This is a genomic window from Leeia oryzae DSM 17879, from assembly GCF_000376945.1.
In the GTDB taxonomy this organism is placed as follows: domain Bacteria; phylum Pseudomonadota; class Gammaproteobacteria; order Burkholderiales; family Leeiaceae; genus Leeia; species Leeia oryzae.
This window is the reverse complement of the sequence record NZ_AQXU01000025.1, coordinates 765,718-791,620: the sequence shown is the minus strand read 5'-3', so window position 1 is coordinate 791,620 and position 25,903 is coordinate 765,718. Positions and strand designations below refer to the sequence as shown.

The 25,903-nt window shown below is 56.1% G+C and carries 35 protein-coding genes; 17 read left to right on the top strand and 18 right to left on the bottom strand.

Features of this window, described 5'->3' with window-relative positions; all coding sequences use genetic code 11:
• Positions 1-153 precede the first annotated feature (153 nt).
• The 3 genes from F552_RS0117220 to F552_RS0117210 all read left to right on the top strand — a co-directional run bounded on the left by F552_RS0117220 (position 154) and on the right by F552_RS0117210 (position 2,487).
• A complete protein-coding gene (locus F552_RS0117220) occupies positions 154-663 on the top strand; it encodes a cupin domain-containing protein (protein ID WP_018153018.1) in 510 nt (169 codons plus the stop codon).
• A 2-nt stretch (positions 664-665) separates the two neighbouring features.
• Positions 666-1,499, top strand: coding sequence for an aldolase/citrate lyase family protein (locus F552_RS19745; RefSeq protein ID WP_018153017.1), 834 nt, complete (start codon positions 666-668; stop codon positions 1,497-1,499).
• 76 nt (positions 1,500-1,575) lie between these two features.
• Entirely contained in the window at positions 1,576-2,487 is a 912-nt protein-coding gene (locus F552_RS0117210) for a LysR substrate-binding domain-containing protein (protein ID WP_018153016.1), read from the top strand.
• Here the strand turns inward: F552_RS0117210 and F552_RS0117205 are convergent.
• Positions 2,476-2,745 carry a CBU_0592 family membrane protein gene (locus F552_RS0117205; RefSeq protein WP_018153015.1) on the bottom strand — a complete coding sequence of 90 codons (270 nt, stop codon included), beginning with the start codon at positions 2,743-2,745 and terminating at the stop codon, positions 2,476-2,478. The genes F552_RS0117210 and F552_RS0117205 overlap by 12 nt on opposite strands.
• Before the next feature lie 174 nt (positions 2,746-2,919).
• Here F552_RS0117205 and F552_RS0117195 point away from each other — a divergent pair, with 174 nt between their 5' ends.
• Together F552_RS0117195 and F552_RS0117190 are read left to right on the top strand one after the other, a co-directional pair.
• Positions 2,920-3,576 carry a LysE family translocator gene (locus F552_RS0117195; RefSeq protein WP_018153013.1) on the top strand — a complete coding sequence of 219 codons (657 nt, stop codon included), beginning with the start codon at positions 2,920-2,922 and terminating at the stop codon, positions 3,574-3,576.
• 55 nt (positions 3,577-3,631) lie between these two features.
• A complete protein-coding gene (locus tag F552_RS0117190) occupies positions 3,632-4,864 on the top strand; it encodes an HD-GYP domain-containing protein (protein WP_018153012.1) in 1,233 nt (410 codons plus the stop codon).
• Between the two features lie 82 nt (positions 4,865-4,946).
• Here F552_RS0117190 and fba read toward each other — a convergent pair whose 3' ends face one another.
• Positions 4,947-6,011, bottom strand: a complete 1,065-nt coding sequence (gene fba, locus F552_RS0117185) for a class II fructose-bisphosphate aldolase (protein ID WP_026182854.1) — start codon at positions 6,009-6,011, stop codon at positions 4,947-4,949.
• Between the two features lie 532 nt (positions 6,012-6,543).
• Here fba and F552_RS0117175 point away from each other — a divergent pair.
• Entirely contained in the window at positions 6,544-6,753 is a 210-nt protein-coding gene (locus F552_RS0117175) for a cold-shock protein (RefSeq protein WP_018153009.1), read from the top strand.
• A 388-nt stretch (positions 6,754-7,141) separates the two neighbouring features.
• A complete protein-coding gene (locus F552_RS0117165) occupies positions 7,142-7,366 on the top strand; it encodes a hypothetical protein (protein ID WP_018153007.1) in 225 nt (74 codons plus the stop codon).
• A 121-nt stretch (positions 7,367-7,487) separates the two neighbouring features.
• On the opposite strand, the gene F552_RS0117160 is transcribed toward F552_RS0117165, so the two are convergent.
• Positions 7,488-8,249: a DUF2189 domain-containing protein gene (locus F552_RS0117160; RefSeq protein WP_018153006.1), complete on the bottom strand. Its 762-nt coding sequence runs from the start codon at positions 8,247-8,249 to the stop codon at positions 7,488-7,490.
• Positions 8,250-8,529: 280 nt separating this feature from the next.
• On the opposite strand from F552_RS0117160, the gene coxB reads away from it, so the two are divergent.
• The 5 genes from coxB to F552_RS0117130 all read left to right on the top strand — a co-directional run bounded on the left by coxB (position 8,530) and on the right by F552_RS0117130 (position 13,004).
• Positions 8,530-9,666, top strand: a complete 1,137-nt coding sequence (gene coxB, locus F552_RS0117155) for a cytochrome c oxidase subunit II (RefSeq protein WP_018153005.1) — start codon at positions 8,530-8,532, stop codon at positions 9,664-9,666.
• Positions 9,667-9,683: 17 nt separating this feature from the next.
• Positions 9,684-11,321, top strand: a complete 1,638-nt coding sequence (ctaD, locus tag F552_RS0117150) for a cytochrome c oxidase subunit I (RefSeq protein WP_018153004.1) — start codon at positions 9,684-9,686, stop codon at positions 11,319-11,321.
• A 104-nt stretch (positions 11,322-11,425) separates the two neighbouring features.
• Positions 11,426-11,944: a cytochrome c oxidase assembly protein gene (locus F552_RS0117140; protein WP_018153002.1), complete on the top strand. Its 519-nt coding sequence runs from the start codon at positions 11,426-11,428 to the stop codon at positions 11,942-11,944.
• Positions 11,944-12,126 (top strand): DUF2970 domain-containing protein, encoded by a 183-nt coding sequence (locus tag F552_RS0117135; protein WP_018153001.1) that lies wholly within the window; start codon positions 11,944-11,946, stop codon positions 12,124-12,126. Before F552_RS0117140 ends, F552_RS0117135 begins: the two co-directional genes overlap by 1 nt.
• An 11-nt stretch (positions 12,127-12,137) precedes the next feature.
• Positions 12,138-13,004, top strand: coding sequence for a cytochrome c oxidase subunit 3 (locus F552_RS0117130; RefSeq protein WP_018153000.1), 867 nt, complete (start codon positions 12,138-12,140; stop codon positions 13,002-13,004).
• 46 nt (positions 13,005-13,050) lie between these two features.
• On the opposite strand, the gene F552_RS0117125 is transcribed toward F552_RS0117130, so the two are convergent.
• Positions 13,051-13,239: a DUF2909 domain-containing protein gene (locus tag F552_RS0117125; protein WP_018152999.1), complete on the bottom strand. Its 189-nt coding sequence runs from the start codon at positions 13,237-13,239 to the stop codon at positions 13,051-13,053.
• Here F552_RS0117125 and F552_RS0117120 point away from each other — a divergent pair.
• Genes F552_RS0117120 through cyoE form a run of 4 tightly spaced genes read left to right on the top strand, consistent with a single transcriptional unit; the run spans position 13,238 to position 16,347 of the window.
• The gene (locus F552_RS0117120; RefSeq protein WP_018152998.1) at positions 13,238-13,924 is read left to right on the top strand and encodes an SURF1 family protein; all 687 of its coding nucleotides are present in this window, start codon (positions 13,238-13,240) and stop codon (positions 13,922-13,924) included. The two genes, F552_RS0117125 and F552_RS0117120, sit on opposite strands and share 2 nt — an antisense overlap.
• On the top strand, positions 13,921-14,442 hold the full coding sequence (locus F552_RS0117115; protein ID WP_018152997.1) for a hypothetical protein: 522 nt from the start codon (positions 13,921-13,923) through the stop codon (positions 14,440-14,442). Before F552_RS0117120 ends, F552_RS0117115 begins: the two co-directional genes overlap by 4 nt.
• 5 nt (positions 14,443-14,447) lie before the next feature.
• On the top strand, positions 14,448-15,437 hold the full coding sequence (locus F552_RS0117110; protein ID WP_018152996.1) for a COX15/CtaA family protein: 990 nt from the start codon (positions 14,448-14,450) through the stop codon (positions 15,435-15,437).
• Between the two features lie 16 nt (positions 15,438-15,453).
• Complete coding sequence (gene cyoE, locus F552_RS0117105) at positions 15,454-16,347, top strand: heme o synthase (protein ID WP_018152995.1); 894 nt, start codon at positions 15,454-15,456, stop codon at positions 16,345-16,347.
• 99 nt (positions 16,348-16,446) lie between these two features.
• On the opposite strand, the gene F552_RS0117100 is transcribed toward cyoE, so the two are convergent.
• The 14 genes from F552_RS0117100 to F552_RS0117035 form a co-directional block, all read right to left on the bottom strand.
• Entirely contained in the window at positions 16,447-17,001 is a 555-nt protein-coding gene (locus tag F552_RS0117100) for a hypothetical protein (protein WP_026182851.1), read from the bottom strand.
• Positions 16,979-17,398, bottom strand: a complete 420-nt coding sequence (locus tag F552_RS0117095; RefSeq protein ID WP_018152993.1) for a VOC family protein — start codon at positions 17,396-17,398, stop codon at positions 16,979-16,981. The genes F552_RS0117100 and F552_RS0117095 overlap by 23 nt, the downstream gene beginning before the upstream one ends.
• 60 nt (positions 17,399-17,458) lie before the next feature.
• Positions 17,459-17,812 carry a hypothetical protein gene (locus F552_RS0117090; protein WP_018152992.1) on the bottom strand — a complete coding sequence of 118 codons (354 nt, stop codon included), beginning with the start codon at positions 17,810-17,812 and terminating at the stop codon, positions 17,459-17,461.
• 169 nt (positions 17,813-17,981) lie between these two features.
• Positions 17,982-18,686 (bottom strand): alanyl-tRNA editing protein, encoded by a 705-nt coding sequence (locus F552_RS0117085; RefSeq protein ID WP_018152991.1) that lies wholly within the window; start codon positions 18,684-18,686, stop codon positions 17,982-17,984.
• Positions 18,687-18,772: 86 nt separating this feature from the next.
• Positions 18,773-19,165 (bottom strand): hypothetical protein, encoded by a 393-nt coding sequence (locus F552_RS0117080; protein ID WP_018152990.1) that lies wholly within the window; start codon positions 19,163-19,165, stop codon positions 18,773-18,775.
• A gap of 82 nt (positions 19,166-19,247) precedes the next feature.
• Positions 19,248-19,934 carry a hypothetical protein gene (locus tag F552_RS19740; RefSeq protein ID WP_156802361.1) on the bottom strand — a complete coding sequence of 229 codons (687 nt, stop codon included), beginning with the start codon at positions 19,932-19,934 and terminating at the stop codon, positions 19,248-19,250.
• A 22-nt stretch (positions 19,935-19,956) separates the two neighbouring features.
• Positions 19,957-20,304 carry a GFA family protein gene (locus tag F552_RS0117070; RefSeq protein WP_018152988.1) on the bottom strand — a complete coding sequence of 116 codons (348 nt, stop codon included), beginning with the start codon at positions 20,302-20,304 and terminating at the stop codon, positions 19,957-19,959.
• 13 nt (positions 20,305-20,317) lie between these two features.
• Positions 20,318-20,662 (bottom strand): YbjQ family protein, encoded by a 345-nt coding sequence (locus tag F552_RS0117065; RefSeq protein ID WP_018152987.1) that lies wholly within the window; start codon positions 20,660-20,662, stop codon positions 20,318-20,320.
• 48 nt (positions 20,663-20,710) lie between these two features.
• Positions 20,711-21,292 carry a DUF1294 domain-containing protein gene (locus F552_RS19735; RefSeq protein ID WP_169333615.1) on the bottom strand — a complete coding sequence of 194 codons (582 nt, stop codon included), beginning with the start codon at positions 21,290-21,292 and terminating at the stop codon, positions 20,711-20,713.
• Between the two features lie 63 nt (positions 21,293-21,355).
• The gene (locus F552_RS0117055; RefSeq protein ID WP_018152985.1) at positions 21,356-22,132 is read right to left on the bottom strand and encodes an SDR family NAD(P)-dependent oxidoreductase; all 777 of its coding nucleotides are present in this window, start codon (positions 22,130-22,132) and stop codon (positions 21,356-21,358) included.
• Positions 22,133-22,229: 97 nt separating this feature from the next.
• Entirely contained in the window at positions 22,230-23,288 is a 1,059-nt protein-coding gene (locus F552_RS0117050) for a hypothetical protein (protein ID WP_018152984.1), read from the bottom strand.
• A gap of 206 nt (positions 23,289-23,494) precedes the next feature.
• Positions 23,495-24,031: a DUF924 family protein gene (locus F552_RS0117045; RefSeq protein ID WP_018152983.1), complete on the bottom strand. Its 537-nt coding sequence runs from the start codon at positions 24,029-24,031 to the stop codon at positions 23,495-23,497.
• Positions 24,032-24,101: 70 nt separating this feature from the next.
• Positions 24,102-24,440, bottom strand: coding sequence for a zinc ribbon domain-containing protein YjdM (locus F552_RS0117040; RefSeq protein WP_018152982.1), 339 nt, complete (start codon positions 24,438-24,440; stop codon positions 24,102-24,104).
• A gap of 148 nt (positions 24,441-24,588) precedes the next feature.
• On the bottom strand, positions 24,589-24,960 hold the full coding sequence (locus tag F552_RS0117035) for a VOC family protein (RefSeq protein ID WP_018152981.1): 372 nt from the start codon (positions 24,958-24,960) through the stop codon (positions 24,589-24,591).
• Between the two features lie 193 nt (positions 24,961-25,153).
• On the opposite strand from F552_RS0117035, the gene F552_RS0117030 reads away from it, so the two are divergent.
• On the top strand, positions 25,154-25,768 hold the full coding sequence (locus tag F552_RS0117030) for a class I SAM-dependent methyltransferase (RefSeq protein ID WP_018152980.1): 615 nt from the start codon (positions 25,154-25,156) through the stop codon (positions 25,766-25,768).
• The last annotated feature ends 135 nt before the right edge of the window (positions 25,769-25,903 follow it).

Genomic DNA, 25,903 nt, shown 5'->3' with positions numbered 1-25,903 from the left:
ATCAGCATCGTTCCAGCAACGGGTATAAAGGTGAATGTTCACAAATGGCTTAATGGTCAGTTGAGTAAGTGCGTCATCTATCTTGCCGAATAAAGCCTTCCCGTGCAAACTGTATTGATGACAATTCAATACTACATATAACAAAGGAAACACATGTCCCCGATTGGTATGTCAGACCCGCAAACCGTGGTCGCCGGTGGTAGCCGATTTCATCCGCCCGCGATTACCGGGGTTCAGATTGTGGAGCTGGGCAATGTCATGACCAAAAGCGGTTACATGACCGAGCTTTTTAGGGCCGACTGGTCAGAGATCGGCATCACGGCCAAACAGGTCAACTGGGTGCAGCTTAATGCAAACGCGGTGACCGACTGGCATTGCCATGCGCAGCAGACCGACCACCTGGTAGGGGTTGGCGGCAATATCAAGCTGGCCCTGTGGGATGGCCGGGAGGATTCTGCAACCAAAGGGGCAAGCGAGATTATCCGTTTTGGTGCGGCACGTCCGGTGCTGGTGATTGTGCCGCCGGGCGTGTGGCACGCACTGCGGAACGAAAGCGGCATGGCCGCTGGTTATATCAATGTGTTTAATGAGCCTTATGATTATGCCAAGCCCGATAATTTCCGGTTGGTACCCGGGACACATGAAATCCCGGACATTCTCTGACCATGGGCATGCGAGATTTTGGGCAGGATTTTCGGCTCACGCTGGTGACCAAGGATCCGCTACTGGCAGCGCAGGCCGATCAGTGCGGTGTCAACCGGATCGGCCTGGATCTGGAAAAACTGAATAAAGTACCACGGCAAACCGGGCTGGATACGCGCATGTCCGAGCACGCCTATCAGGACTTCCCCGCTTTGACGTCTGCCGTACGTCGTGCCCAACTGTTTGTCAGGGTGAACCCCCTGAATCCGGATAGTGGTGCTGAGATCGAGCAGGTTTTGCAGCATGGCGCGCAGGTGATCATGCTGCCGTTTTTCCGTACTGCCAGCGAAGTCGATGCGTTTGTCCGGCTGGTGAGGGGCCGTGCGCGTGTGGTCATGCTGGTCGAAACGGCTTCCGCCGTGGTCCGCATTCGAGAAATCCTGGCCGTGCCTGGCATTGCGGAAATCATGATCGGGTTGAACGACTTGCGGCTGGAACTGCAGGTACATAACCATTTTGAATTGTTGGCGTCTCCGCTTATTGACATGCTTGCTGCAGAAGTTCGTGCGGTCGGGCTGGATTTTTCCATCGGTGGCGTGGGGTATCCGGACGATACGTCGCTACCGGTGCCTCCCGATCTGATACTGGCGCAATATCCCAGGCTGGGGGCAACCGGCGCCTGGCTATCACGGTCGTTTCTCCAGCACCCGGCGGTGATCGACGACATGCCGCAGGGTATCGGTACGCTTCGGACGCGTTTAAGCGATTGGTCCCGCCAGCCGGCGGCTGCCTTGGAAGCCGCAAGGCAATCCCTCATGGCGGCTGCGCAATCCATTCGCCACGCCAGTCGTATCTAGCGGGTCTGGCTGCTACACTGTGCGCAAATAGGGATGACCCGCCGCAAGCGGCAATTGCCCTGCCGGACATATTTTGATGATGCAAGCGGAAACCATGCGATCCATCCAGCCCCTGCCACCTCTGAGTACCCTGATCAGTTTTGAGTGTGTCGCCCGCTTGTGCAGTTTTTCGCGGGCGGCAGAAGAACTGAGTCTGACCCAAAGTGCCATCAGCCGGCAGATACAGCAGCTGGAAACCGCCTTGGGCTGCAAGCTGTTTCTCCGGCATACGCACCGCATGTCGCTGACGCCGAGTGGCGAGGCTTTTGCAAGGCAGGTCCGGCAGCATCTGTTAAGCCTGTCGCTGGCCACGGCGGATGTCATGGGCTGGAATGGCAGCCCGCAGGTGACGATTGCCTGCTCCAGTGCGACCGGCACCATGCTGCTGACCGAAAAATTGCCGATGATTCGCCAGTTATTACCCAACCTGCAACTCAAGGTGAAAGTGACCGACAGTTTTACGGGGCTTCGGCCGGCCGAATTCGATCTGGGCATTTTTTATCTGAAGTTTGTCCCGGCAGGCTTCAATGCGGTTCCTCATCACGATGAAGTCTGTTTTCCGGCAGTGTCGCCAGATTATTTTGCCAGCCAGCAGAGGCCGGAAAAGGCCCAGGACCTGCTGTCGCATACCTTGCTGATCCAGGAAGACCCGCAGCATGAATGGACCGGCTGGTCTGACTGGTTCCATGCGCAGGGGGTAGAGAGCTTCCGGCCTGAACGCGTCTGGCGGGCCAACAACTATGATTTTCTGGTGCAGGCGGCGGAAAAGAGCTGTGGGGTATTGCTCGGCTGGGAAAGCCTGATCGACAAACAGATACACAGCGGCACCTTGGTCCCTGCGCTACCCGGCAAGCTGGCCAGCCACTGGAAATGCTATCTGATCACGTCGGCAGAACGCCACGTCAAACCCGAAGTGCAACAGATTATCGACTGTCTGTTAGCGCATTGAGGCTGCCATGGCCATCGACCTGCGCCGCTGGTAGCCGCGGTACATGCCCACCAGCGTAAGCATCAGCCACATGCCTTGCGACAAAAATGACGACAGGTTGAAGTCGTGCGCCAGCGAGAACATGCCACAGCCGCACGCCACAATGTTGATTAGCCCATAACCCGGGTCTTCCAGAGACAATCGTCCCAGCTGTACCATGCCATAGGCAAACAGGTACAAAATCACACCGAAGATACCCACATAGTCATGTAATTGCATCACAACCCTTACAAATTTCATTGAATTCACACGATGGTCAGGATAATGTATCCGCCAGATTGTTGCTTTGCAAAAAATGCATGCCGATATGCAATTTGTGCATGATGAAATCAATCCCCCCCGCCATGTCCCTGCGGTCTGGCGGGTGTTTGGATATCAACCCGGAAGGTTTTTATGTTCAGTACCGCCAGCAACGGATTTTTGCTCTCTCTGTCCTTGTGCATGGATATCGGCATCGTCAATATTGCCATGCTGACCCTGGCCATGCAGCGAGGCTACTGGTCGGGCGTCTGGCTGGGATTCGGCTCATGTGTGGGGGATATCATCTATGCCATGCTGGCCCTGTTCGGCATGACCACGCTACTGCAATTCGAGGCCGTCCGCTGGACCATGTGGGTGGTGGGCAGTCTGGTGATGGTGTTTCTGGCGGGCAAAATGCTGTACCTTGCCATCAAGGTGCCTCCCGCCTCTGGCGAGCGGCTGACAGTGGATGCGCCCGATCACCACAAACAGTTCTTCAAGGGCATTGCCCTGGCCATGTCCTCGCCCTCGGCAATTTTGTGGTTTGCCGTGGTGGGCGGTGCACTGATTGCCAAGTCAGGCAATCATGGCCTGATGAGCCAGCTCGGGTTTCTGGGCGGTTTCCTGAGTGCAGGGCTGATCTGGACGGTTGCCTTGTGCGCGCTGGCCCATAAAGGCGGAGAAGTGCTGGGGCATCGGCTACTGCAGGTATTCCATGTGTTCTCTGCCCTGCTGTTTGCCTGGTTTGCCTGGCAGGTCATGACGGATGGCTACCTGCATCTGATCCTCAAACAACCCGTGCTGGCCTGAGCAACCCGCTCAAGCCAGTGACCACCCGCATGAACCCCTTGTCAGGAGTGTGAAGATGACCATCAATGTAGACCTGAGGCATGCCGTGTATGCCCTGTCCGATGCGCTGGACCTGGTGGGGGTGGACGATGTGGCCCATGGCAAGCGGGTGGGTCTGATGGCCGCCGAATGCGCACGTGCGCTGGGACTGTCCAGTGATGAAGTCGCCTTTTTGTTTGATCTGGGGCTGCTGCATGATATTGGCGTTTCGTCTACCCAGACACACCAGCATCTGGTCAGCGAGTTTGACTGGTCGAGTTCGCAAGTGCATGCCGAAGTCGGCCACAAGCTGCTGGCGGGGTTTGCCCCTTTGGCCGACATGGCGCTGCCGGTCAAGTACCACCATACGCCATGGGACAAGCTGGTCACGCTTTGCAGTGATCCGGACCTGTGCCGTAAAGCCAACCTGATTTTTCTGGTCGACCGGGTTGATGCCCTGACTGCGCCCTACTATGCCAGCAATAGTGTGCTGCTGCACACCGAAGAAATCCGTGCCGCGATTGCCCAGCATGCTGGCAGCTATTTTGATCCGGCGCTGGTCTCGGTGTTCATGGATGTTTCCCGTACCGAAGCATTCTGGTTGCTGCTAGAGCCACGATCGGTACAGGCCTATCAGCAAGACATGCTGGCCACGAGCCGGGCAACCCCGATATCCCGACAGGCATTGCGGCAACTGGCCGAGATATTTTCCCGTATTGTCGATGCCAAAAGCCCGTTTACCGCTACTCATTCCTTGGGCGTGGCGCACCTGGCCCGCTACCTGGCCCGGCAGATGCAGGTCAGCGAAGAACGTTGTGACCAGCTGGAAATAGCTGGTTTGCTGCACGATCTTGGCAAACTGAGGGTGCCGGACGAGATACTGGAAAAACCGGCCAAACTGGATAAAACCGAGCGGGCGATCATCAACGCACATAGCTTTGAAACCTTCCAGATACTGCGGAATATTGAAGGATTCCAAGAGATTGCGCACTGGGCCGCTTACCATCACGAAGAGCCGGACGGGACGGGTTATCCCTTCCACCTGCTGGAAAAAGACATGCCGCTGGAAGCGAGAATCCTGCGGGTAGCCGACATTTTTCAGGCCATGGTCCAGAACCGTCCCTATCGCAAAGGGCTGAACGAGACCGAGGTCATGCAGTTCATGTGGCACCTGGTGTCAGAAGGGCGGATACAGGAGGATATCGTGCAGGTACTGGCACAGCATATCCATGAGGCCATTCGGGTCGCTACCCCGGAGATTCCGGCATAGCGGGAGGCTAAAAACAAATATGGCGCATCACCGGATGCGCCATATTGTTGACTGCCATCATTGCCCCTGGCGGGGCAATGGCTTAACGAACCACCTGGGTCAGTTCGCCCTTGCTGTAACGGACAGACATGTTATCCAGAGAGATAGCCTTGATTTTGCTGGCTTGTCCGGCAGCCCCAAAAGCCTCATAGCGCGCAATGCAGATGTCGCGCATGGCGGTAATGGTTTCTTTCAGGTACTTGCGCGGATCGAATTCAGACTTGTTGTTGGCCAGGAAGCGACGGATCGCCCCGGTAGATGCCAGACGCAAGTCGGTATCGATATTGACCTTGCGCACCCCGTGCTTGATGCCTTCCACGATTTCTTCAACCGGTACGCCGTAGGTTTCAGGGATTTCACCACCAAACTCGTTGATGATCTTCAGCCATTCCTGAGGCACGCTGGAGCTGCCATGCATCACCAGATGGGTGTTAGGGATGCGGGCATGGATTTCCTTGATGCGGTTGATGGCCAGAATGTCACCGGTCGGCGGACGGGAGAACTTGTACGCACCATGGCTGGTGCCGATGGCAATGGCCAGCGCATCCACACCGGTATCACGTACAAAACGGGCCGCTTCTTCCGGGTCGGTCAGCAGCTGGCTATGGTCCAGAATGCCTTCTGCACCCACACCGTCTTCTTCGCCGGCCTGACCGGTTTCCAGCGAGCCCAGACAACCGATTTCGCCTTCTACCGAGACGCCACATGCGTGTGCCAGTTCTACCACGTTCTTGGTGACGCGCACGTTGTAGTCATAGTCGGTAGGGGTTTTGCCGTCTTCACCCAGCGAACCATCCATCATCACGGACGAGAAGCCCAGCTGGATGGAGCGCTGGCAAATGGCCGGGCTGGTACCATGATCCTGGTGCATCACGACCGGAATGTGCGGAAATTCTTCAATGGCGGCCAGAATCAGGTGGCGCAGGAAAGGGGCACCCGCATATTTGCGGGCGCCAGCAGAGGCCTGCACAATGACCGGACTATCGGTCTTGTCAGCGGCTTCCATGATGGCGCGCATCTGTTCCAGGTTATTGACGTTAAATGCTGGCAGGCCGTAGCTGAACTCGGCTGCATGGTCCAGTAGCTGGCGCATTGAAACTAAAGACATGGCTCACTCCGAAAGGGGTCGTGGTCAAACAAGAGATGAAAAACAACAATACATGATGCTGAAAGCGGGCCGGTGGCAGGTCAGAACCACGCCAGGCGATTGTCACAATTGTAACATTGTCCAAGGGGGCTCTGCATTAACGTATTGTCTTTACAACACATTGTATTGAAATTACGTGCAGATCATGCCGGAATCACCGCATATCCCAGCATGGGTGCGGCCTGCGTCGATGATCAAAACCGGGTTGAAATTGCACTACATGGCAGATTCGGCGTCCTGCAGCAGCAGGGGGTAGAAATATACGTTGCTATTTGCAGACTTAGCCGGTATAGTCAGTTCACAAGTCTGTTTGTAGACCGAAATATATATAACGTTAGTTGCAAGTTTCCAAGTTACACCGCACTTCTTACCGAAGCCTCGTTGTTCCTTTTTTGCCTTCATTATTATCTGTTTTGCAATCTAGATCTGACTTATAGCGCATCGGTTTGCGCATGGTTTTTATTACATTTAATAGTGAATTCAAGGAGACATCATGTCTAGCACAACAGGTAAAGTAAAATGGTTCAACGAAACCAAAGGTTTTGGTTTCATTGCCCAGGATAACGGCGGCGACGACGTATTTGTGCATTTCCGCGCTATCGTTAGCACCGGTTTCAAAACACTGGCTGAAGGCCAGCCAGTGACATTTGACGTTGAGCGCGGTGCCAAAGGCCTGCAAGCTGCCAACGTTAAAGTAGCTTAATCGCGTTATAGCGGTGTAATTGTCAGCCGGATGCATGCATCCGGCGGCAATGTCTGTTTTGTTGCAAATCCGGATGTAGACGGATTTGCCAGTAGCAAAGGTTGTGCCCTTCTTTTTCAGGCTGAAAGCCGTATTTCACCAGCCTGTCATTGTCATGATGTTGCCCATCATGCACACCCCCTACTCCAACAGACCATTCTCTGGCCAGCAATGGCGAGCTTCTGCACAGTCACATGTCGTGGCCTTGCAAGACCTCCTGAACACCCACTGCAATACCGTAATGTTTGCCCGAACGGGCTATAAAAAATAGCGACCGGCGACATGTCCATGTTGCGCACTTCTGCGCACGGACGCGTCTGGACGCTGATAATAATGATAAGAGTAAAATATGTTGATCAATATCACCCAGGACATTTGTGTGTCCAAACACAGCAACGCCCATAATGACCAGTGGATCTGTTATTCCCCGGCCAGTGGCAGCGAACTTCGCAAACGCCCAGTCTGGCAGCGTACCAGTGGCCTGATGTCCACCAGTGCCATGCATTCCTGGTTGCGTACCCAATACCCGGAAACCAACACGGCCAGCGTGTTTGGCAAGATTGCCAATGTCTGATGTCCTGACGGATTGTCAGGCATATGCGCATAAAAACATGAAAAACGGATGGTGCAGCATTGTGTGCCAGTCACCATCCGTGAACGCAGAGTAACCGTGTCGCTATGTAATACCGGTCAGCTTATCTGACCAGATCTTTATAAGCGACCCAGGTAGCTTGTGCCAGTAGCGGGAAAATCAGGATCATCCCCAAGAGCTTGGTGGCAAAACCAATCGCAGTCAGTACCACGATGATGCTGCCCCAGATGGCCATGGCCGGAATGTTGTCTGCCACGGTGCGCATGCTCACCATGCAGGCAGTAATCACATCGACCTCCCGGTCTGCCAGCATCGGAATCGAAAACGCGGTCAGCATGAATACCAGTACCGCCAGCATGAACCCGGCAACGAGCCAGATGATGGAAAATGTGGCGTACTCCCCGGTTAATGCAGTCATCATGCTGTCAACCGACAAAACGGATTCCTGATAAAACAATGCAAACAGGATCGCAGAAATCCGCTCCCAGATAATTGCAATTACCCCCAGAAATACCCCCAATAAAGCCAATTGACCAAAATTCTTTCTCAGGCCATCCAAGGATTGCCAGAAAGAGATTTTATTGCCTTTTTCGGTTTCACTGGTCAGCACATACAAGCCTGCTGCACAAATCGGTGCGACCAGCAAAAAGCCGGTAATCATGGTGGTGGTGAGATAAGGGTATGCACTGCCGATGGACAACAGAACCCAGCCGACAATAGAGACCAGGATGCCCCAGGTAATGCTGGGAACGGGGTGCTGGAACATGTCTTTCCAGGCTCGTTTGACCCAGGTGAATGGTCTGGATGCTTCGACCGTGTTGGTCTCAGGCATCGAAAAGTGCGCGTTAAGGTGTTCGAAATGCATGGTGTGTCTCCTTCCTTGTTATAGGGAAAACGACTCTGCCTAGATCATCCTTTTTTTGCTTTGACAATGGTATCTTAGAACAAATTGGTTGAAATTCGTCAAAAGACTTGCAAATAATAACTCAATGTGCGACAAATTGTCGCGCTAATATGCACCTATAATGGGTGCATATGTGTTTTAACCGGAAGTGAGTGAATGGATGTAATTGGGGTGATTTAATCTAACAACAAAAATAAAAAAGCGACGAAGACCACTTCGTCCGTTTCACAGGAGACGTGAAATGCTCAAGATTTGCACAGGCAATGTCCATGTGTCCCGAGGCTTGTTGGCACTGATGCTATTTGGTGCGCCGGGATTAGGGATGGCAGACACAAGAATGACGTTTCAGCCACCCGTCACAGAAATAGCGTCACGCGTATCGGATCTCCACTCATTCCTGATGGGGATCATCATTGTCATCTTTGTGGCGGTTTTTGGCATGATGTTCTGGGCCATATTCCGACACAGAAAAAATCTGGGCCATCAGGCCAAACCGTTTCACGAAAGCACCACGGTCGAGATCATCTGGACCATCATTCCGGCCCTGATCCTGATCGCCATGGCATGGCCGGCTGCAAAACTGGTCATTTCCCAGCGCAATTCCGCGCAACCCGACATCACCATCAAAGTCACCGGTTACCAATGGTACTGGGGGTATGACTATCTGGACCAGTCGTTTGGCTTTAAAAGCAAACTGCTGACACCACAAGACCAGATCCAGAACTACGGTCCGAACGCACCGGCCAAGGATGCCCACTACCTGCTGGAAGTGGACGAGCCGCTGGTGGTGCCGGTAGACAAGAAAGTCCGTTTGCTGGTGACGTCTAACGACGTCATCCACTCTTGGGGTATGCCCGCCTTTGCCGTGAAACAGGATGCCATTCCCGGGTTTATCCGTGATACCTGGTTCAAGGCCAACAAGATCGGTATCTACCGTGGGCAATGCGTTGAATTGTGCGGTCGTAGCCACGGATTCATGCCGACGGTGGTCAAGGTTGTGAGCCAGAAAGACTTTGATACCTGGGTAGCGGCCAAGCAGCTGGCAGCCAAAGCGACGCTGTTTGAGCCTGGCAAGCCGATTACCAAAGAGGCGCTCATTGAGGCCGGTGCCAAGGTGTACGCCAACAACTGTGCCGCGTGTCACCAGCCGGATGGCAAAGGGGCCGGACCGTTCCCTGCATTGGCAGGCTCCAAGATTGCGACGGGTCCAAAAGCCGGTCATATCCATATCGTGCTGAATGGCAAAAACGCCATGCCGTCCTGGAAAGCGGCCTTGTCAGACGCAGAGCTTGCGGCTGTCATTACGTATGAGCGTAATTCGTTTGGTAACCATACTGGCGACTTTGTCATGCCAGATGAAGTCAAAGCTGCCCGATAAGGCCAGGGGGATAAAAGATGACGACACTTGCACACGAAGCACATCACGCCGGGCACGATGGCCATCACGCACCCGCAGGCTGGCGCAGATGGGTATTTGCCACCAACCACAAGGACATCGGAACACTGTACCTGTGGTTCAGTTTCGCCATGTTTCTGACTGGCGGCTTGATGGCATTGGGGATTCGGGCCGAACTGTTCAAGCCTGGCTTGCAGTTCTGGCAACCCGAGTTTTTTAACCAGTTAACGACACTTCACGGCGTGATCATGGTGTTTGGTGCCATCATGCCGGCCTTTACCGGGCTGGCAAACTGGCAACTGCCGCTGATGCTGGGGGCGCCCGACATGGCGTTTGCGCGGATGAACAACTGGAGTTTCTGGTTGTTGCCGCCTGCAGCCCTGTTGCTGCTGATCTCGTTCTTTGTGCCGGGCGGGGCGGCAGCCGGTGGCTGGACGTTGTATCCGCCCTTGTCGGTGAAAGCTGGCATGGGGATGGACCTGGCCATTTTTGCCATTCACTTGCTGGGTCTGTCTTCCATCATGGGGTCAATCAACATTGTGACCACCATCCTCAACATGCGTGCACCTGGCATGACCTTGCTGAAAATGCCGATGTTTGCCTGGACCACGCTGATTACCGCCTATCTGCTGATTGCCGTCGCACCCGTGCTGGCTGGCGCAGTCACCATGCTGCTGACCGACCGTCACTTTGGCACACACTTCTTCAGCGCGGCAGGTGGGGGTGACCCGGTATTGTTCCAGCACATTTTCTGGTTCTTCGGGCATCCGGAAGTGTACATCATGGCCTTGCCGGCCTTTGGAGTGGTAAGCCAGATCATCCCGACCTTCAGCCGCAAGCCGCTGTTTGGCTATGTGTCCATGGTGTATGCCACTTGTTCGATTGCCGTACTGTCGTTCATGGTGTGGGCGCACCACATGTTCATGGTAGGCCTGCCACTGGATGCCCAGCTGATCTTCATGTTCATCACCATGCTGATCTCGGTGCCGACCGGGGTCAAAGTGTTCAACTGGGTGGCCACCATGTGGCAAGGGTCGTTGACGTTCGAGACCCCGATGCTGTTTGCCATCGGCTTTGTGTGCCTGTTTACAGTGGGTGGTTTCTCTGGCCTGGTGTTGTCGATTGCCCCGATTGATACCCAGATGCACGACGGCTATTACGTGGTGGCGCACTTCCACTATGTATTGGTGGCCGGTGCACTGTTCAGCCTGTTTGGCGCGACCTACTACTGGTTGCCCAAATGGACCGGCTACATGTACCACGAAGGTCGCGGCAAGTTCCACTTCTGGTGGTCGATGATTTTCTTTAACGTGACTTTCTTCCCGATGCACTTTCTGGGTTTGGCCGGCATGCCACGCCGGATTCCGGACTATGCGTTGCAGTTTACCGACTTCAACATGATTGCCTCGATCGGGGCCTTCTGCTTCGGGTTTGGCCAGCTGCTGTTCCTGTACAACGTCATCCATACCATCAAGGGTGGCGTGGGCAAGGCACCGGCCAACCCATGGGAAGGCGCGCATACGCTGGAGTGGGAAGTGCCATCACCAGCACCGCACCATACCTGGGAAACACCACCGGATGAGGCACTGGTACGCAAAGGCTTGCGTGCCCAGTATCTGGAAGGCCACGACGACTAAGGGGGCATCATGCAACGCAAACATGTAACCGCACTGGTATTGGCTGCGCTGGCACTCGGGTTTTATGTGGCCATCTTTTTCCGCCAGATGGGCAAGGGGTAAGCATGAGAAGCCTGACGCTGTTTCCGGGCATGGATGCCAACAAGCGGCTGGCCGTGAAGCTGGGGCTGGCCGCTACACTGATGTTCGGGTTTGGTTATGCCTTGTCACCGTTCTATAACGCCTTTTGTGATGCCTTGGGCGTAGACCGGGCTCGCGAAGAAATCGGCACAGGTTCGCATTTTTTGCGGCTGGAGCTGGCGTCCAGTGTGCAGGGGAACCTGCCGGTGACGTTTGAGGCGGATCAGAATGTGCATATGGCAGAACTGGGCAAGTACATCCACTTTACCTATCACCTGAAAAACCTGGGTGACCAGGACTTGCAGCTCAGGGCCATTCCGCAATATGCCCCGATGCGGGCGGCGGCGAGTCTGCAAAAGATCAAGTGTTTTTGCATGGATGTGATCAAGTTGCCGGCCCGGTCACAGAAAGATGTGGAAGTCGTGATTCATGTGGCCAAGGAAATGCCGGACGCACTGGATGCCGCCACCCTGAATTACACCTTGTACAAGGTGGAGGGTTGATGATGTTGTGGCACACGGTCAAAACCGTTGCAGCCGCGTTCTTTGGCGTACGTAGCCGCAGTAACGCAGAAAGTAAAAAACTGAGCCCGATCATGGTGATTGCAACCGGCTTCATGCTGGCGTTTGTGTTGCTGATCGTGGTTTGGGCCGTCGTTAAATTATTGCTTGCACAGCAGGGATAGGAGACGAGGAAATGAACGTCGAAAATGGCATTCATGATGCACATTATTTTGTACCACATCCGTCGCGCTGGCCTATTGTCGGGTCGATCGGACTGTTCTCTCTGGCCATGGGTGCGGCGTTCTCGATGAATGGCTTTGTGGCCGGACAATGGGGATTGCTGTTCGGTGCACTGGTCATCATCTGGATGTTGTTTGGCTGGTTTGGTGATGTGGTGAGGGAATCTGTTGCCGGGTCATATGGCCAGCAGGTGGATCACTCGTTCCGCTGGGGAATGAGCTGGTTCATTTTCTCTGAGGTGATGTTCTTTGCCGCGTTCTTTGGCGCACTGTTTTATACCCGCGTGCTGTCGGTACCGGAAATCGGTGGCACCGGTTTCACCAACCGGCTGCTGTGGGAAGGCTTCTCCGCGCACTGGCCATTTGCCACCGGACCTGAAACCACGGCTTACCACACCATGGAGGCGGATGGCATTCCGGCCATTAACACCATGATTCTGCTGACATCCGGTGCCACCCTGACCCTGGCCCACTGGGGGCTGGTGGCTGGTAACCGGACCAAGCTGACGCTGGGCCTGCTGGCAACAGTCTTGCTGGGGACCTTGTTCCTGTGCTTCCAGGCATATGAATACCACCATGCCTGGACCGAGATGGCCCTGACGCTGAACTCAGGTGCATATGGCGCAACCTTCTACATGCTGACCGGTTTTCACGGCATGCATGTGCTGGTGGGTACCATCATGCTGACGGTCATGCTGGTGCGGGTGTTGCGCGGGCATTTTTCGGCCGAACACCATTTCGGCTTTGAAGCGGCCGCCTGGTACTGGCACTTTGTGGATGTGGTCTGGTTGCTGCTGTTTGTGTTTGTCTACGTGCTGTAAGAGATAGATATGGGCGAAGCTACGGCTTCGCCCATTTTGTTGTCGGTCAGTGGTGCAACCAGCCTAGCGATTGACCCACGATCAGTGACAGAAACAGAAAGATCGACAACCCGACCCGTATCGTCAACCGTTTAACCAGTTTGCCAGAAGCCGATGGCTCTCTGACCAGTGCCAGCATGGCGCTGCCCATGGTAAACAGGATGGCGATGATAAGAATGATGGTGACAAGTTTCATGCATTTATCCTCTGGCAAACGTGGGGAACGCACCCATTGTGGCAGGTTTTTTAAGGGTTTGCTCGGGATATCGCTACTGGCCGCACTGGTGCTGCTGACCCTGCTGCTAGGTATCTGGCAGTTCGGCCGCATGCAGCAAAAAGAGCAGCTGCTGGCGTATCAGGCCAGCCAGCGGGCCTTGCCGGTACAACCCTGGGATGGGTCGGGCCAGCCTGCTGCCGGGCGTCGCGTGGCCTTGCAGGGCACCCCCTTGACCGAGCAGCGTTTCTACCTGGACAAGCGGACCGAGAACGGCCTGCTGGGGGTCGTCGAGGTCATGCCCTGGCGGCTGCAGCGCGGGCAAGTGGTGCTGGTGGAAACCGGTTGGGTGGCGTCTGCCACCCATGCACCACTGGCCGCTAGCCCGTGGGTATTGATGGCACCCTGGCCGCGTTATCTGGAGCTGGGGCCAACCCCGCCGGTCGGGCGCGTATTCCAGAATGTCGACCCGGCCAAGTTTGCCCATTGGGCAGGCCTGCCGCTACCGGTAGCTTATGCGGTTAGCCCGGCGAGGCGCGATGCCCTGCAGGCGACCGCCGTGACGCCGGCCAGGCATCTGGGCTATGCTGTGACCTGGTGGTGCATGAGCGTGATTGGTTGTTTTTTGTGTCTGAAGTTTTATCGGCAATCGAAAGGCAAAGCATGAACCCTACCTTGAATACCCCGCCTGTATTGCCAAGCAAACGCCGCAAACTCGACGGGCGGCACATGTTGCTGATCATGCTGGGGATTTGTCTGTTGCCCTGGCTGGCAGCCGAGCTGGCATTCCGCTTTTTTCCGCCACAGGGCGGCCAGAGCTATGGCGAACTGTTGGCTGAACCCCTGTTAAAACCGGATCCGCAGTGGCGGTTGCTTGCCCATGACCCGGCCGGGTGCAGCCAGGCCTTGGCGGGCTTTGCCCTGGTGGCGCGTCAGGTAAGTCTGGCACAAGGCCGGGAGATGGACCGTATCCGGCCAGAACAAACCGGCGGTTGCGAGAAACCGCTGGTGGCCAGCAAGGATTACACGGCGCTGCAATCCCGCGGGGCAGGGCTGTATCTGATCGATACCCATGGCAATGCCGTGGTGCGCTATTCCGCCAGCCAGCTGGCGGATGATGAAGGCCGCAAGCAGGTCATCAAGGAAGTCGGCCTGTTGCTCAAGAATAATCCAGCGTTGGGGTAAGGCGCATGATGTCGATCCGGAACCCGCAAAACACGCTGAAAACCTTATTGAAAATCCTGATTGGCTGGACTTTGCTGCTGATCATGCTGGGGGCGTACGTACGTCTGTCGGACGCCGGTCTGGGCTGTCCGGACTGGCCAGGCTGCTACGGCAAGCTGACCGTACCGAACGAGGCGCACGAAATCCACGCCGCGACCCAAGCGTATGGCGGCACGGTGGATGGCAGCCGCGCCTGGAAAGAAATGATTCATCGCTATGTGGCCGGCCTGTATGTGCTGACCATCATGGGCATGAGCTGGCTGGCCTGGCGCAGCAAGACATTGCCGCGTCTCCTGGTGCTGGCACCGCCGGTACTGGTGTTGTTGCAGGCGGCATTCGGCATGTGGACGGTGACGCTGAAACTGATGCCGATTGTGGTCACCGGGCACTTGCTGGGCGGGCTGAGCATGCTGGCTACCCTGATGTTCATGCACACCATGCTGAGCCGGGCCGATGCCTCTATCCGGCTGGGAACCAACTGGCGCCGGCTGGGCTGGGGCGTGCTGCTGGCCACTTTGCTGCAGCTGTTTCTGGGCGGGTGGGTATCGACCAATTATGCCGGTCTGGCCTGTAACGGCTTTCCGGCGTGCCAGGGGCAGTTTACGCCGCCTGCCGGCATGGCGGAGGCGATGTATCCGCTACGGCAGCTGGGCGAGACGGCCGCTGGCGTGTCGCTATCGGTGACGCATCTGGCGGCCATTCACTGGTTGCACCGGCTGGGTGCACTGGTATTGCTGCTGACCGGGGTGTGTTGGGTCATCGGTTTGCTGAAACATCGGCTGGCCTTGCCCGCCGGGTTGCTGATCGGCGCCTTGGGCGTGCAGTTGACGCTGGGGATTGCGAATGTAGTGTGGTCCATGCCATTGGCACTGGCGGTGGCCCATACAGGGGGGGCAGCCGTGTTGTTGTCTACGGTGGTTGCCGTATTGGGATGGTCTTACGGAAAACGGTATTAATCAGGAGTTCACCATTATGCTGGCACTAAACCGAATCGATACAGACCATTGGCGAGCCTTGTGGTTGCTGGGCAAGCCCAAAGTAGTCAGCCTGATTGTCTTTTGCGCGGCCGCCGGCATGTTGCTGGCCATGCCGCCGCTGGCGGAGAGCGGCCGTTTGCTGGTGGCCCTGACCGGCATCGGGCTGGTGGCCATGGGGGCCGCGGCAGCCAACTGCCTGTTTGAACGCAAGCGGGACGGCCAGATGCGCCGTACAGCCGGTCGCGGGGTGGCGGACGGGTCCGTCAGCCCGGTAGAGGCAACTGCTTATGCCGCCACACTGACCGTGCTGGGCTTGTGGTTGCTGCTGATCAGCAGCAACCCGCTGACTACAGTCCTTACCCTGGCAACCTTTTTCGGCTACGCTGTGGTCTATACCCGCTGGCTGAAACCGGCGACGCCACAGAATATCGTCATCGGCGGGGCTGCCGGTGCCATGCCGCCGGTACTGGGCTGGGCGGCCGTCAGCAATACCATTTCGCCCGAAGCAGCGGTACTGTTCCTGATTATCTACACCTGGACACCACCGCATTTCTGGGCGCTGGCGCTGTACCACCGGCAAGATTATGCCAAGGCAGGCCTGCCGATGCTGCCGGTGACCCATGGCCCGGCCTACACCTGTCTGAGCATTGTGCTGTATAGCGTCATGCTGCTGGCGGTGAGCCTGATTCCCGTTACCATCAAAATGAGTGGCCTGGTCTATGCGGTAGCGGCGGTAGGGCTGGGGGCGCGCTTTTTGCAACTGGCCTGGCGCCTGTACAGAACACAGGACGACAAAATTGCCCGCCAGCTGTTTTTCTATTCCATCAAATACCTGTTTGCCCTGTTTGCCGCGCTGGCGGTAGATAAAGTGGTGATGTACTTCTGGTAATACGTTGCTTAGCGATACACCACGGGTCTGTAAACGATGGATGACCATTTGGCGCAGACCCGAGGTATATCGGCAGGGTGACAAGACCGGCTAGACGTATCAAGGTCGTGCGCAGCGAGCCCAGGCCGGAACCGGAGCAACCGGTACGTTGTGCTCGTCTTCATCGTATTCAAAGCTGGCCAGCAGTTTGCCATCGCGGATGCGGTTCTTCTGGTAAAACAGGACATTGCTGCCATGCAAGACCCCTTGCCGGTACACCACGGCTGTTCCGCGGTCTGCAAAGCACCAGCCGTAGATCGGCAATCCATTCCCTGAGAACGTGTGATGGGCTTGCCGCCCATTGACGACGACCAGACGCAGCGCGATCGGGTAGGAGGTGCAGCAATTGGGCTCCATCACCAGCCAGCCGGCATAGTAACCACCTGGTGACAAGCGAGGCTGGGAAAAGCCGGTTTGTCCGTCTTGCACTGGCGCGGCAATCCGCTTGCCGACCGAGGTGTATAGCGTCAGCGTCTGATCCTGCCCGGATAATCTGGCCGCGGTGAACCCTTGGGCCATGGCCGATGCAGAGACGACCAGCAGGCCAGTGACCCCCAACCGTACCCCGCACCAGAATACCCGGCCAAACGGATTAGTGTGTCTCCGCTGTGGCATCGCCCGGGGTCCCTTCCATGTACACCAGTTCCCACAAGTGTCCGTCCAGATCCTGATAGCCATGCTGGTACATGAAACCATAGTCTTTGGATGGATTGGGGGTGGTGCCGCCCGCCTGGATCGCCTTGCTGACCAGATCATTGACGTGGTTCCGGCTCTCGCACGACAGACAGATCAGGACTTCGGTGCTTTGCATGGCATCGCTGACCGGTTTTGGCGTGAATCCCTGAAAGAACGGCTCGGTCAGCAGCATAACAAAGATATTCTCGTCGATGATCATGCAAGTACCGCTTTCATTGGTAAATTGCGGATCAAAGCGGTAACCCAGTCGGGTAAAGAAATCAATGGACCGCGGCAGGTCCTTGACGGGCAGATTGACAAAGATTTGCGTGCTCATGATGCCTCCTTGCGAAAAAGGTACATCGGTTGGGAACGTGTGCCGTCTGGCGTGTGTGGGTCAGGTGGCTGGCGGAATGTCTTCCAGTGAGTTGAAAACCGCTTTGCCATGGGTGTGGGCGAGAGCCACCATCTCGTCTGCGCCGGTAGACGGCCCGCCGATGCGCAGAACCGCATCGCACTTGCTAACCAGACGCCTGGCGACAGGGTGAAAAATGTCGTCAAAGATCGGGTCGCCAATACCGGCAGAACCGGCATGCTCGATCAGCGGCAAGGCATACCACTCGCCCATGACCGGCAAATGACCTGCCCGGAAAATCGCCAGGGCAGCCGTTAACATGGCGTCGACATTACGCTGGATCAGTACCGGATCATCATGGGTACCCGAACGGTAAGGACCCGCGACCAGAATCATCAAGACCACTATAACTTACCTTCCTGCAGACAGAGGTGAAGTGTCTATCTTACAAGAAGGTGCATGCCATGGGGATAATTTTACACATCCTGCATCATGCCCACCCGGGATGAGGCGGCCCGGAATATACGGACAGATTTGATCTGACAAAGACTCAACCCGGATTGCCTCAGAAACCGATGGTTACCCGGCGGTTTCTGGCGCCTTTGTTTTCCAGTTTCAGTACCTTGATCGGGCCGATTTCCCGGGTATTGGCAACATGGGTGCCGCCACAGGGTTGCAGGTCGGTGCCGGCAATGTCTACCAGCCTGACTTGCGGCAAGCCCATGGGCGGCTTGACCGACATGGTCTTGATCAGCTCGGGGCGGGCCGCCAGTTCGTCGCCGCTGACCCAGCGAGTCTCAACCGGGATGGCCTGTTCGATCAGCTGGTTAAGCGCGGCTTCGATGGCGTCTTTGTCCAGTACCGCATCGCCGGCATCAAAATCCAGCCGGCCGCTCTGACTGGCCACCGAACCGCCGGTGACGCCGTATGGCAGCACGGCGGTCAGCAAGTGCAGCGCCGTGTGGATGCGCATGTGGGCGTAACGGCGTTCCCAGTCCAGATGTACGGTGATTTCTTCATCGGTGTGCGGCATACGGCCTTCCGGGGCCAGATGATGCTGAATCTCGCGTGTGCCGGCAGCACGACGGGTATCGATAATGGCAGTGCGTTCACCATCGGCAAACTCGATATACCCGGTATCACCAGGCTGGCCGCCGCCCATGGCGTAAAAGACGGTCTCCGCCAGGCTCAGCAGCTGTCCGTCTATCGCCGTGACACGCGTCTGGCAATGAGTCTGGTAGGGCGCAGTGGCAAAACGTTCAATGGTCATGGCTACACGTTCCTTGCGAGGGTTTGTTCACAGGGTGAGTCTAGGGGGATGCGTCAGGCGGCGCTTGTACAATCTTGCGCGTGACGTTAGCTGTGGGTGATGCTACCGATCAGCGTACTGGCAAATTCTGCCTGGTCGGCATCCAGGTACGAGAGGCAGCATGCCAGGGTGACGTACCCTGCATCCAGCCAGCCGGCCAATCGGTATACTTTGCGGCCGGCATCTTCCCCTTCTTGCTGACCGGTCTGGCCTTGCCAGCCACGGCCGCTGGTATTCATCATGCCGGTATAGCCATCCAGCCACTCATGCGCAGCGTCTACCGACTGGGGAACTTCATGAATCTGGACTTCCAGCACCCAGTCTCGCCCCCAGGCGCTCCAGGATTCATCGTCATTTTGCTGGTGACGACAAGGCGGCAGTGCAACTTCCCAGCCAGCCCACAGGGTTACAATGCCGCCCGCAGGCAACGCTTCAGACATATGCAGATTCTCCGAGGATCAAGACAAACACGGGTACAGGGGCGTTACTCTACCGCAGATCACCCCGGCCGCAGAGAAAAACTTAGCCGCGTTCCTGTTCGGCGGTGACCTGCCGGGTCCACAGTTGCCATCCTGACCACAGCATCCAGGCCATCAGTAGCAGGTTGGCCGGCATGTTGATCATCATCACGGTTTCAGAGAAGCCCTGGTGCGCCATGATCCACCCGGCGTAGGCGGTAGCCAGCCCGGCACTAATCGCCAGCAGGCCCAGCCCGCGCGGGCTGCCGGCATGCCGGCTTTGTGCCAGGCCAAACAGGGCGGCCGTGATCCCCAGGGTGATACAGAACAGGCTGGCCAGACCGACCTCGATCTGCCGGACGGCAAAAGTGGCTGTAAACCATGCCGGCTTTTGGGCGACGGGTGCATCGGCCCACACGTGGACCATGCGATGCAGTGCAATGCCGTCTACGGCTTGCAAGGCAGCCGCCAGCGCAAGGCTGGTAATGGCACCGGCTACAGCCGTGCGGATGAGCAAGCGTCCGCCGGCTACTGACAGGTGATGTGCGAGAGCCAGCAGGGCCACCAGCATGCAGCCAACGCCGACAAGCTGCAGCAGGTGACTACCCACCCAGTGGTGGTCTGCCGCGTACTCCGTAAACGCAGCGATGGGCTGGTTCGGGTCGGCAGACATCGGGTGCAGCAGCGTGCCGGTAAACAGCAGCGCTACCCCCAGCCAGGCGCAGAGGGCACCGCTTTGATTGGTATTCAACGCCTTCATGTCATGCCGTGGGTCAGATGCTTTTACCGTCAAAGTGACTCACGGGCAGACTGTCGATATCGACATCGTCCAGGCAGCGTACATTGATGGCCGCCATGTGGCCACCATTCGGGACGGTACCCTCACCGAAGGGGTGGATGCCGCACACCGGGCAAAAATGGTGCGAGATGACATGTTTGTTGAAGGTGTAGGTGGCCATGTCGTGTTCCGGGGTAAGCAGCTTGAGTGATGTCCGGGGGACAAACCACATCAGCGTACCCTTGCGCCGGCAGATGGAGCAATTGCAAGCGGTGACTTTTTCCAGCTCGCCTTCGGCTTCGAATGCAATCCGGCCACAATGACAACTACCTGTATATTTCATGAGCAACTCCTGATCAGGGTTGGGTATCGGTGTCTTTCTGCACAATCACGGCGGTGCCATAGCACAGCACTTCGGTCAGGCCGGCCATCAGTTCGGTGGCATCGTAATGCATGGCAATGATGGCGTTGGCGCCCAGCTCCCGGGCGTGTTCGCACATCAGGTGATAGGTTTCTTCGCGGGCCTGTTCGCACAGGCTGGTATAGATGCTGATATTGCCGCCAAACAGGCTTTGCAGGCCGCCAAAGAAGTTGCCGACAATGGAGCGTGAGCGGACGGTAATGCCGCGCACCACGCCCAGGTTGCGGGTGATGGTATAACCGGGCAGGGTGAGCGCAGTGGTTACCATGGTTTGGTGCATGACAGTCTCCAAAGTGGGGTCCGGCCGAATGCGGCGGTCACCCGCTCATTAGCGATAAAGAAAGTACCAGCCCGTGACGCCGGTATTGACGAACAGGCACAGGTAGAACATCACCAGAAACGCGGTTTTGCGGGTTTTGTGCCGGAACAGCCGCTGCGCGAGCGATGCGCCCGGCCAGCCGCCCAGCAGTGCCAGCAGGTGCAGGGTATTTTCTGGCACCCGGTACATCTGGCGCAGTGCGGCCGACTTGTCTACGCCGTAAACGATAAAGGTCAGCAGGCTGAGCAGTACATCGCCCACCACCAGCCAGAACGGTACATGACCGGTGAAAAACAGTACCGCCAGTGCCACCAGAAAACCGCCCCCGGCAGCGACCGCCAGGGTATTGTGCAACGTGTGTGCAACCTGCGTATCTGCCGCTTCTACAAAGCGAATCTGTGCTGCCCGCAAGCGGTTCTGCTTGTCTCTGGTGACTTCATAGGTGATCAGGTCGCCTTCGACCGGGCGCCTGCCCCGGACGGCAAACGCACTGATATGCACAAATGCCTGTTGTCCGGTGCCGTTCTGTTCCACAAAGCCGTAGCCTTGGTCTTCTTTCCAGCGGGTAATCTTGCCTTGCAGTCTCATCATTGCCCTGCGTGAATACGGTTTATGCAAAGCATGAGTATGCATGACGAGGGCATGGATGTACAGCTACTGGATGGTCCAGCCGCCATCTACCATTAGCGTCTCGCCGGTGATCATCGCCGCAGCTGGCGAGGCCAGAAACACCACCGGGCCGGCCACGTCGATCGGCTCGCCCACACGGCCGAGCGGAATGCGCGCCTTGACCGTCTCCAGAAACGCAGCATCATCCAGCCATTTGCGGGTACCCGGTGTGGCAATAAAGGTAGGTGCCACGGCGTTCACATTGATGTGATACGGCGCCCATTCCAGCGCCAGGCATTTGGTCAGGTGCGAGACGGCCGCCTTGGTCATGCAATAGACCGACTCGGTCGGCAGTGCCACAAACCCCGCCTGGGAACTGATGTTGATGATCCGCCCGCCACCCTGGGTCATCATGATTTTGCCGACGGCCTGCGAGGTAAAGAAAGTCCCTTTGAGGTTCACATTCAGTGTTTCATCAAAATCCTGCTCGGTGACGTGCTCTGCCGGGTTGGGGGCCCCAATACCGGCGTTGTTGACCAGAATGTCGATGCGCTGGAAATGCGCCAGTCCGGCAGCCACCGCAGATTCGATCTCGGCGCGTTTGGCGACATCCATCTGCACCGGGAAGATGTCCCGGCCGGTAGCTTGCCGCAGTTCATTGACCAGCGCATCACTGCCGGCCAGATCCCGCAAACCCAGAATGATGTCGGCACCAGCCTGGGCCAGCGCCAGGGCACAGGCTTTACCGATGCCTTTGCCCGCCGCTGTGACCAGCGCGACCTGGCCGTCGAGAGAAAAAGAAGGAGATGGTGAATGACGCATGAGAAATCGCTCCTGTAATCCACGATGGAGGGTGGGGTGACAAAGCGGGGGGATGCGTCAGTATAGCGCTGCGTTCCATTAATTGCCTACCGCCAAGTTATCTCAAAAGTGTATTCATATAAAATGCATTGTCTTTTTTGGGATCAATCACGGTTTTAAATACCGTTTTTTCTGAATTGACAGGAATGAGAACTTTATCTACAAACATAACATCTGGGATCGGAAGTTTGTTGAGGGGTTTGATGCCTTGATACATCCGTTCTCCGTAATAATATCTAGGACAATCTCCCGCTCCATTTTGCCATCCAACATTACCATCATCCCAGAGCGCACGTCTAAATCCGCGTTTAACTGCTAGGACTTCATTAGTCTTTAGGTCTTTAATGATAATTTCTCCTCCCGCAATCATATAATACCTATCCAATTTGCGATGAATCCCCCGCCATGTAAATCCATATCGGCTTTTGAAAGTGCTTGATTGATCACGTCTTATATAATCAAGGTCTTTATAATTTTTTTCTTTGATTGGAGAATAAATGAAGTAATTGGTTTTTGGATTGATTGGCTCTTTATATGAAATATCCCTTGAGCTTAATGAAGGCTCAGAGAAACTGTCACCAGGCAAAGGTTGCTCAATGTATTGATATTCAGTCTTCCAAACAAAGTGAGATGAATTCACTGTGTTTTGAATGTCATATCCAAATGGGTCTTCTATCTCATAAAGCTTTCCCAATTCTTGGTCCGTCAACATAGGTCTTGTCCGCATTTGCAATAGTCCCTCTACATTCTGAACTTTCTTCAGAATGTATTCATTGGCCTCAGTTTTGCATAAGTGCCTGAAATATTGGGTGGAGACACTGGGCTGGCCTGGTATGGCAGCACGTAGCCGTGCCAGAGCAAAATTGAAGGGGACCGGTTTGGGAATGCTGTCAGGCAGCACAATCGCCTGTGCTTCGTCATACTGTCGCTTGAGACGTGGATCCGTCGGGATGCGCCATTCCTGCCGCTGTTCCAGGTAGGGTGGCAGCAAGCTGCCTGTGTGAAACTGCAGCATGTCAAAAATGCCGCTCATGTCCAGGAGCAGGAAGATGCCCAGGCCAATCAGCTTGCGTTTATGTCGCTCGATAAAACCAGGTTGAGCCGATTCTGTTGTCATTGATCTTCCAGTATTCATACACGGGTGTTTGGATCAGCACTGGGTGTAGTTTGCCCCATGATTAATCAGCACCAACCCGTATGCAATATTCCAATTGAATACTATAGATGCAGGCGTTTATCTTGCAAGGTCTGTTTGCAAACAAGTGTGACCCCAGATAGCCGGCTGGTTATGGGGAAGGATGAATTACCCGAAGAGAGTAGTGCTTAAAACGATGACCCCGGCTGTTTCAGGAAGAGGATTTCTTCCGGTGTGGATTCGCGCCCGAGCAGCGTATTGCGGTGCGGGTAGCGGCCAAAGCGGTCGATGATGGCTTTGTGCTGGTGCTCGAAGTCGAGGTTGAATTCCAGGCCGGGCTGGTCGTAGAGGGTGACGGCGGTCTGGTGGATCAGCGGGGATTCGCTGTGCATGAAGGGCAGGTAGAGGAAGCTGCGTTCTACCGGTGTCAGGGGCTGGTCTGCGCCGGCGGCAATGGCTTCTTGCGCCAGTGCCAAAGCGAGGGGGTCCTGCGCGAAGGCGCGCGGGGAGTCGCGGAACAGGTTTCTGGAGAACTGGTCCAGAATCAGGATTTCGGCCAGGCGGCCTCGGGGTTGGTTGCGCCAGGCAAATAACTCGCAGCGGCAGGCTTGCTGGTGCAGATCGGCAAAGCGGGTGGCAATCAGCTGGTCGAAGGTTTCATTTTTGGCCCACCATAGCGACGGGTCAGTTTCCTTGAACCAGAAATCCAGGACAGACGTAAACATGGGGGGCTCCGGGCGGTCGGGCTAACATGCTGTCAGCTTACGCGCCCGGGGCATGGTCAGACAATGGCTGTCAGGCTTTTTTCACGAATTCGGATTTCAGCTGCATGGCGCCAATGCCGTCGATTTTGCAGTCGATGTCGTGGTCGCCATCTACCAGGCGGATGCTTTTGACCTTGGTACCCATTTTGACTACCAGCGACGAGCCTTTGACCTTCAGGTCTTTGATGACGGTCACGGCATCGCCGTCTTTCAGTTCGTTACCGAATGCATCACGGATCACTTTTTGCTGCTCGGTGCTGTCTGCAGCGTCTTTGGACCATTCGTGGGCACATTCCGGACACACAAACATGTTGCCATCTTCGTAGGTGTATTCAGAACTGCATTGCGGGCACTTCGGTAGACTGCTCATGCTAAACCTTCATCGGGAAATAGAAAGACGCGCAGCGGCAAAAACCAGACTGCGAACAGGGTTAATCAAGTGCAATGATACCGCTTTACCGGGGGGTAATGCACCTTCATCGTGCAAGATACCCGCATATCATGGCTAAAATGAGTGTTTACGCCATGGAGTGCATGCCGAACATGTTGCCTTCGGTATCGATGGCCAGCGCGATAAATCCGTAATTGCCGATGGCCATTTTCTCGCGGTGAATCTGCCCGCCCGCCGGCACCACGCGGGCCGCTTCTACGCCGCAGTCGGCACAGCTGAAATACACCAGCGTGCTGTTGCCGCCAGATGGACAACCGGGAATATGCACCAGCGCCCCGCCTGCACCATAGTGCTCTAACGTCATGGGGAAGGCCCACATGTCCAGATCCGGGTTATCCAGCCGTGTCAGCGGGTTCTGGAAAACAGCTTCATAAAATGCCTTGGCGCGGGGCATGTCTTGTACGTAGATTTCGAACCAGCCAACGGGGTTATTTGCCATGACGATCTCCTGAAAATGGATGGGGTGCGGGGGCGATACAGCAGGGAAAGTGTTAGTGTATGCCGATATGCAAAAGGAATATAGGGGTTTGGGATGACCATTTGTCGGCTGCACCGGGCGGGAAAACTGGCGGGGCCGGCGGTGCTAGAATACAGGTTCAGTGGTTCCATATCTGGCAAGGGAGGAGCGGTTGATGGACACGCAGCAACACTGGGAACAGGTCTATACCACCAAGGCGGCCGACACGGTCAGCTGGTATCAGCCGCAGGCGAGCGAATCGCTGCAACGGATACAGCAGGCACAGCTGGCAAGTACTGCCCGCATCATTGACGTGGGCGGCGGCGCTTCTACCTTGGTCGACGGTTTGCTGGCAGCCGGGTTTACCCGCCTGACGGTGCTGGATATCTCTGACGCTGCGCTTACCGTTGCGCGGCAGCGTTTGGGACCCGCCGCGGCGCAGGTCACCTGGCTGGCCGGGGATGTGACGAGAGTGGCGTTACCTGTTGCCGGATTTGACGTGTGGCACGACCGGGCGGTGTTTCATTTTCTGACCGACGCCGCGGACCGGGCCGCATATGTGAGGCAGATGACGCCCGCTGTTGTAGCGGGCGGGCTGGTGATCATGGCGACATTTGCCGAGGACGGACCGGAGAAGTGCAGCGGGTTGCCGGTGGTGCGTTATACGCCGGCGGGCTTGGCGGCAGAACTGGGGGACGGGTTTGTGTTGACCGCCAGCCAGAAGGTGGCGCACCACACGCCGCTGGGGAACGTACAGTCGTTTGTCTATTGCAGTTTCATCAAGCGTTAAGGCCGGTGGTGATGAAAAACACTTTGGCTAAATCTGGTTATAGCTACACAAGGAAAGTTCCACTGCATCAACCCTGATTATCCAATCAAGCTGATCGTTATTGGCTCTAGATCTAATCTAGATGTGGTCTGTCAA

Bases quoted from the DNA above. Each gene is read 5' to 3' on its own strand.
- F552_RS0117090 (WP_018152992.1), bottom strand. From the start codon at position 17,812: ATGATTCTGGTCGCGGGTCCTTACCGTTCGGGTACCCATGATGATCCG.
- F552_RS0117205 (WP_018153015.1), bottom strand. From the start codon at position 2,745: ATGCAATTACATGACTATGTGGGTATCTTCGGTGTGATTTTGTACCTG.
- F552_RS0117220 (WP_018153018.1), top strand. From the start codon at position 154: ATGTCCCCGATTGGTATGTCAGACCCGCAAACCGTGGTCGCCGGTGGT.
- F552_RS0117160 (WP_018153006.1), bottom strand. From the start codon at position 8,249: ATGCATTTCGAACACCTTAACGCGCACTTTTCGATGCCTGAGACCAAC.
- F552_RS0117100 (WP_026182851.1), bottom strand. From the start codon at position 17,001: ATGCCACAGCGGAGACACACTAATCCGTTTGGCCGGGTATTCTGGTGC.
- cyoE (WP_018152995.1), top strand. From the start codon at position 15,454: ATGCTGGCACTAAACCGAATCGATACAGACCATTGGCGAGCCTTGTGG.
- F552_RS0117165 (WP_018153007.1), top strand. From the start codon at position 7,142: ATGTTGATCAATATCACCCAGGACATTTGTGTGTCCAAACACAGCAAC.
- fba (WP_026182854.1), bottom strand. From the start codon at position 6,011: ATGTCTTTAGTTTCAATGCGCCAGCTACTGGACCATGCAGCCGAGTTC.
- F552_RS0117125 (WP_018152999.1), bottom strand. From the start codon at position 13,239: ATGAAACTTGTCACCATCATTCTTATCATCGCCATCCTGTTTACCATG.
- F552_RS0117190 (WP_018153012.1), top strand. From the start codon at position 3,632: ATGACCATCAATGTAGACCTGAGGCATGCCGTGTATGCCCTGTCCGAT.
- F552_RS0117110 (WP_018152996.1), top strand. From the start codon at position 14,448: ATGATGTCGATCCGGAACCCGCAAAACACGCTGAAAACCTTATTGAAA.
- ctaD (WP_018153004.1), top strand. From the start codon at position 9,684: ATGACGACACTTGCACACGAAGCACATCACGCCGGGCACGATGGCCAT.
- F552_RS19745 (WP_018153017.1), top strand. From the start codon at position 666: ATGGGCATGCGAGATTTTGGGCAGGATTTTCGGCTCACGCTGGTGACC.
- F552_RS0117065 (WP_018152987.1), bottom strand. From the start codon at position 20,662: ATGCACCAAACCATGGTAACCACTGCGCTCACCCTGCCCGGTTATACC.
- F552_RS0117045 (WP_018152983.1), bottom strand. From the start codon at position 24,031: ATGTTTACGTCTGTCCTGGATTTCTGGTTCAAGGAAACTGACCCGTCG.
- F552_RS0117055 (WP_018152985.1), bottom strand. From the start codon at position 22,132: ATGCGTCATTCACCATCTCCTTCTTTTTCTCTCGACGGCCAGGTCGCG.
- F552_RS0117175 (WP_018153009.1), top strand. From the start codon at position 6,544: ATGTCTAGCACAACAGGTAAAGTAAAATGGTTCAACGAAACCAAAGGT.
- F552_RS0117035 (WP_018152981.1), bottom strand. From the start codon at position 24,960: ATGGCAAATAACCCCGTTGGCTGGTTCGAAATCTACGTACAAGACATG.
- F552_RS0117115 (WP_018152997.1), top strand. From the start codon at position 13,921: ATGAACCCTACCTTGAATACCCCGCCTGTATTGCCAAGCAAACGCCGC.
- coxB (WP_018153005.1), top strand. From the start codon at position 8,530: ATGCTCAAGATTTGCACAGGCAATGTCCATGTGTCCCGAGGCTTGTTG.
- F552_RS0117030 (WP_018152980.1), top strand. From the start codon at position 25,154: ATGGACACGCAGCAACACTGGGAACAGGTCTATACCACCAAGGCGGCC.
- F552_RS0117080 (WP_018152990.1), bottom strand. From the start codon at position 19,165: ATGTCTGAAGCGTTGCCTGCGGGCGGCATTGTAACCCTGTGGGCTGGC.
- F552_RS0117135 (WP_018153001.1), top strand. From the start codon at position 11,944: ATGATGTTGTGGCACACGGTCAAAACCGTTGCAGCCGCGTTCTTTGGC.
- F552_RS0117095 (WP_018152993.1), bottom strand. From the start codon at position 17,398: ATGAGCACGCAAATCTTTGTCAATCTGCCCGTCAAGGACCTGCCGCGG.
- F552_RS0117210 (WP_018153016.1), top strand. From the start codon at position 1,576: ATGATGCAAGCGGAAACCATGCGATCCATCCAGCCCCTGCCACCTCTG.
- F552_RS0117040 (WP_018152982.1), bottom strand. From the start codon at position 24,440: ATGAGCAGTCTACCGAAGTGCCCGCAATGCAGTTCTGAATACACCTAC.
- F552_RS19735 (WP_169333615.1), bottom strand. From the start codon at position 21,292: ATGATGAGACTGCAAGGCAAGATTACCCGCTGGAAAGAAGACCAAGGC.
- F552_RS0117085 (WP_018152991.1), bottom strand. From the start codon at position 18,686: ATGACCATTGAACGTTTTGCCACTGCGCCCTACCAGACTCATTGCCAG.
- F552_RS0117070 (WP_018152988.1), bottom strand. From the start codon at position 20,304: ATGAAATATACAGGTAGTTGTCATTGTGGCCGGATTGCATTCGAAGCC.
- F552_RS0117130 (WP_018153000.1), top strand. From the start codon at position 12,138: ATGAACGTCGAAAATGGCATTCATGATGCACATTATTTTGTACCACAT.
- F552_RS0117120 (WP_018152998.1), top strand. From the start codon at position 13,238: ATGCATTTATCCTCTGGCAAACGTGGGGAACGCACCCATTGTGGCAGG.
- F552_RS0117050 (WP_018152984.1), bottom strand. From the start codon at position 23,288: ATGACAACAGAATCGGCTCAACCTGGTTTTATCGAGCGACATAAACGC.
- F552_RS0117140 (WP_018153002.1), top strand. From the start codon at position 11,426: ATGAGAAGCCTGACGCTGTTTCCGGGCATGGATGCCAACAAGCGGCTG.
- F552_RS0117195 (WP_018153013.1), top strand. From the start codon at position 2,920: ATGTTCAGTACCGCCAGCAACGGATTTTTGCTCTCTCTGTCCTTGTGC.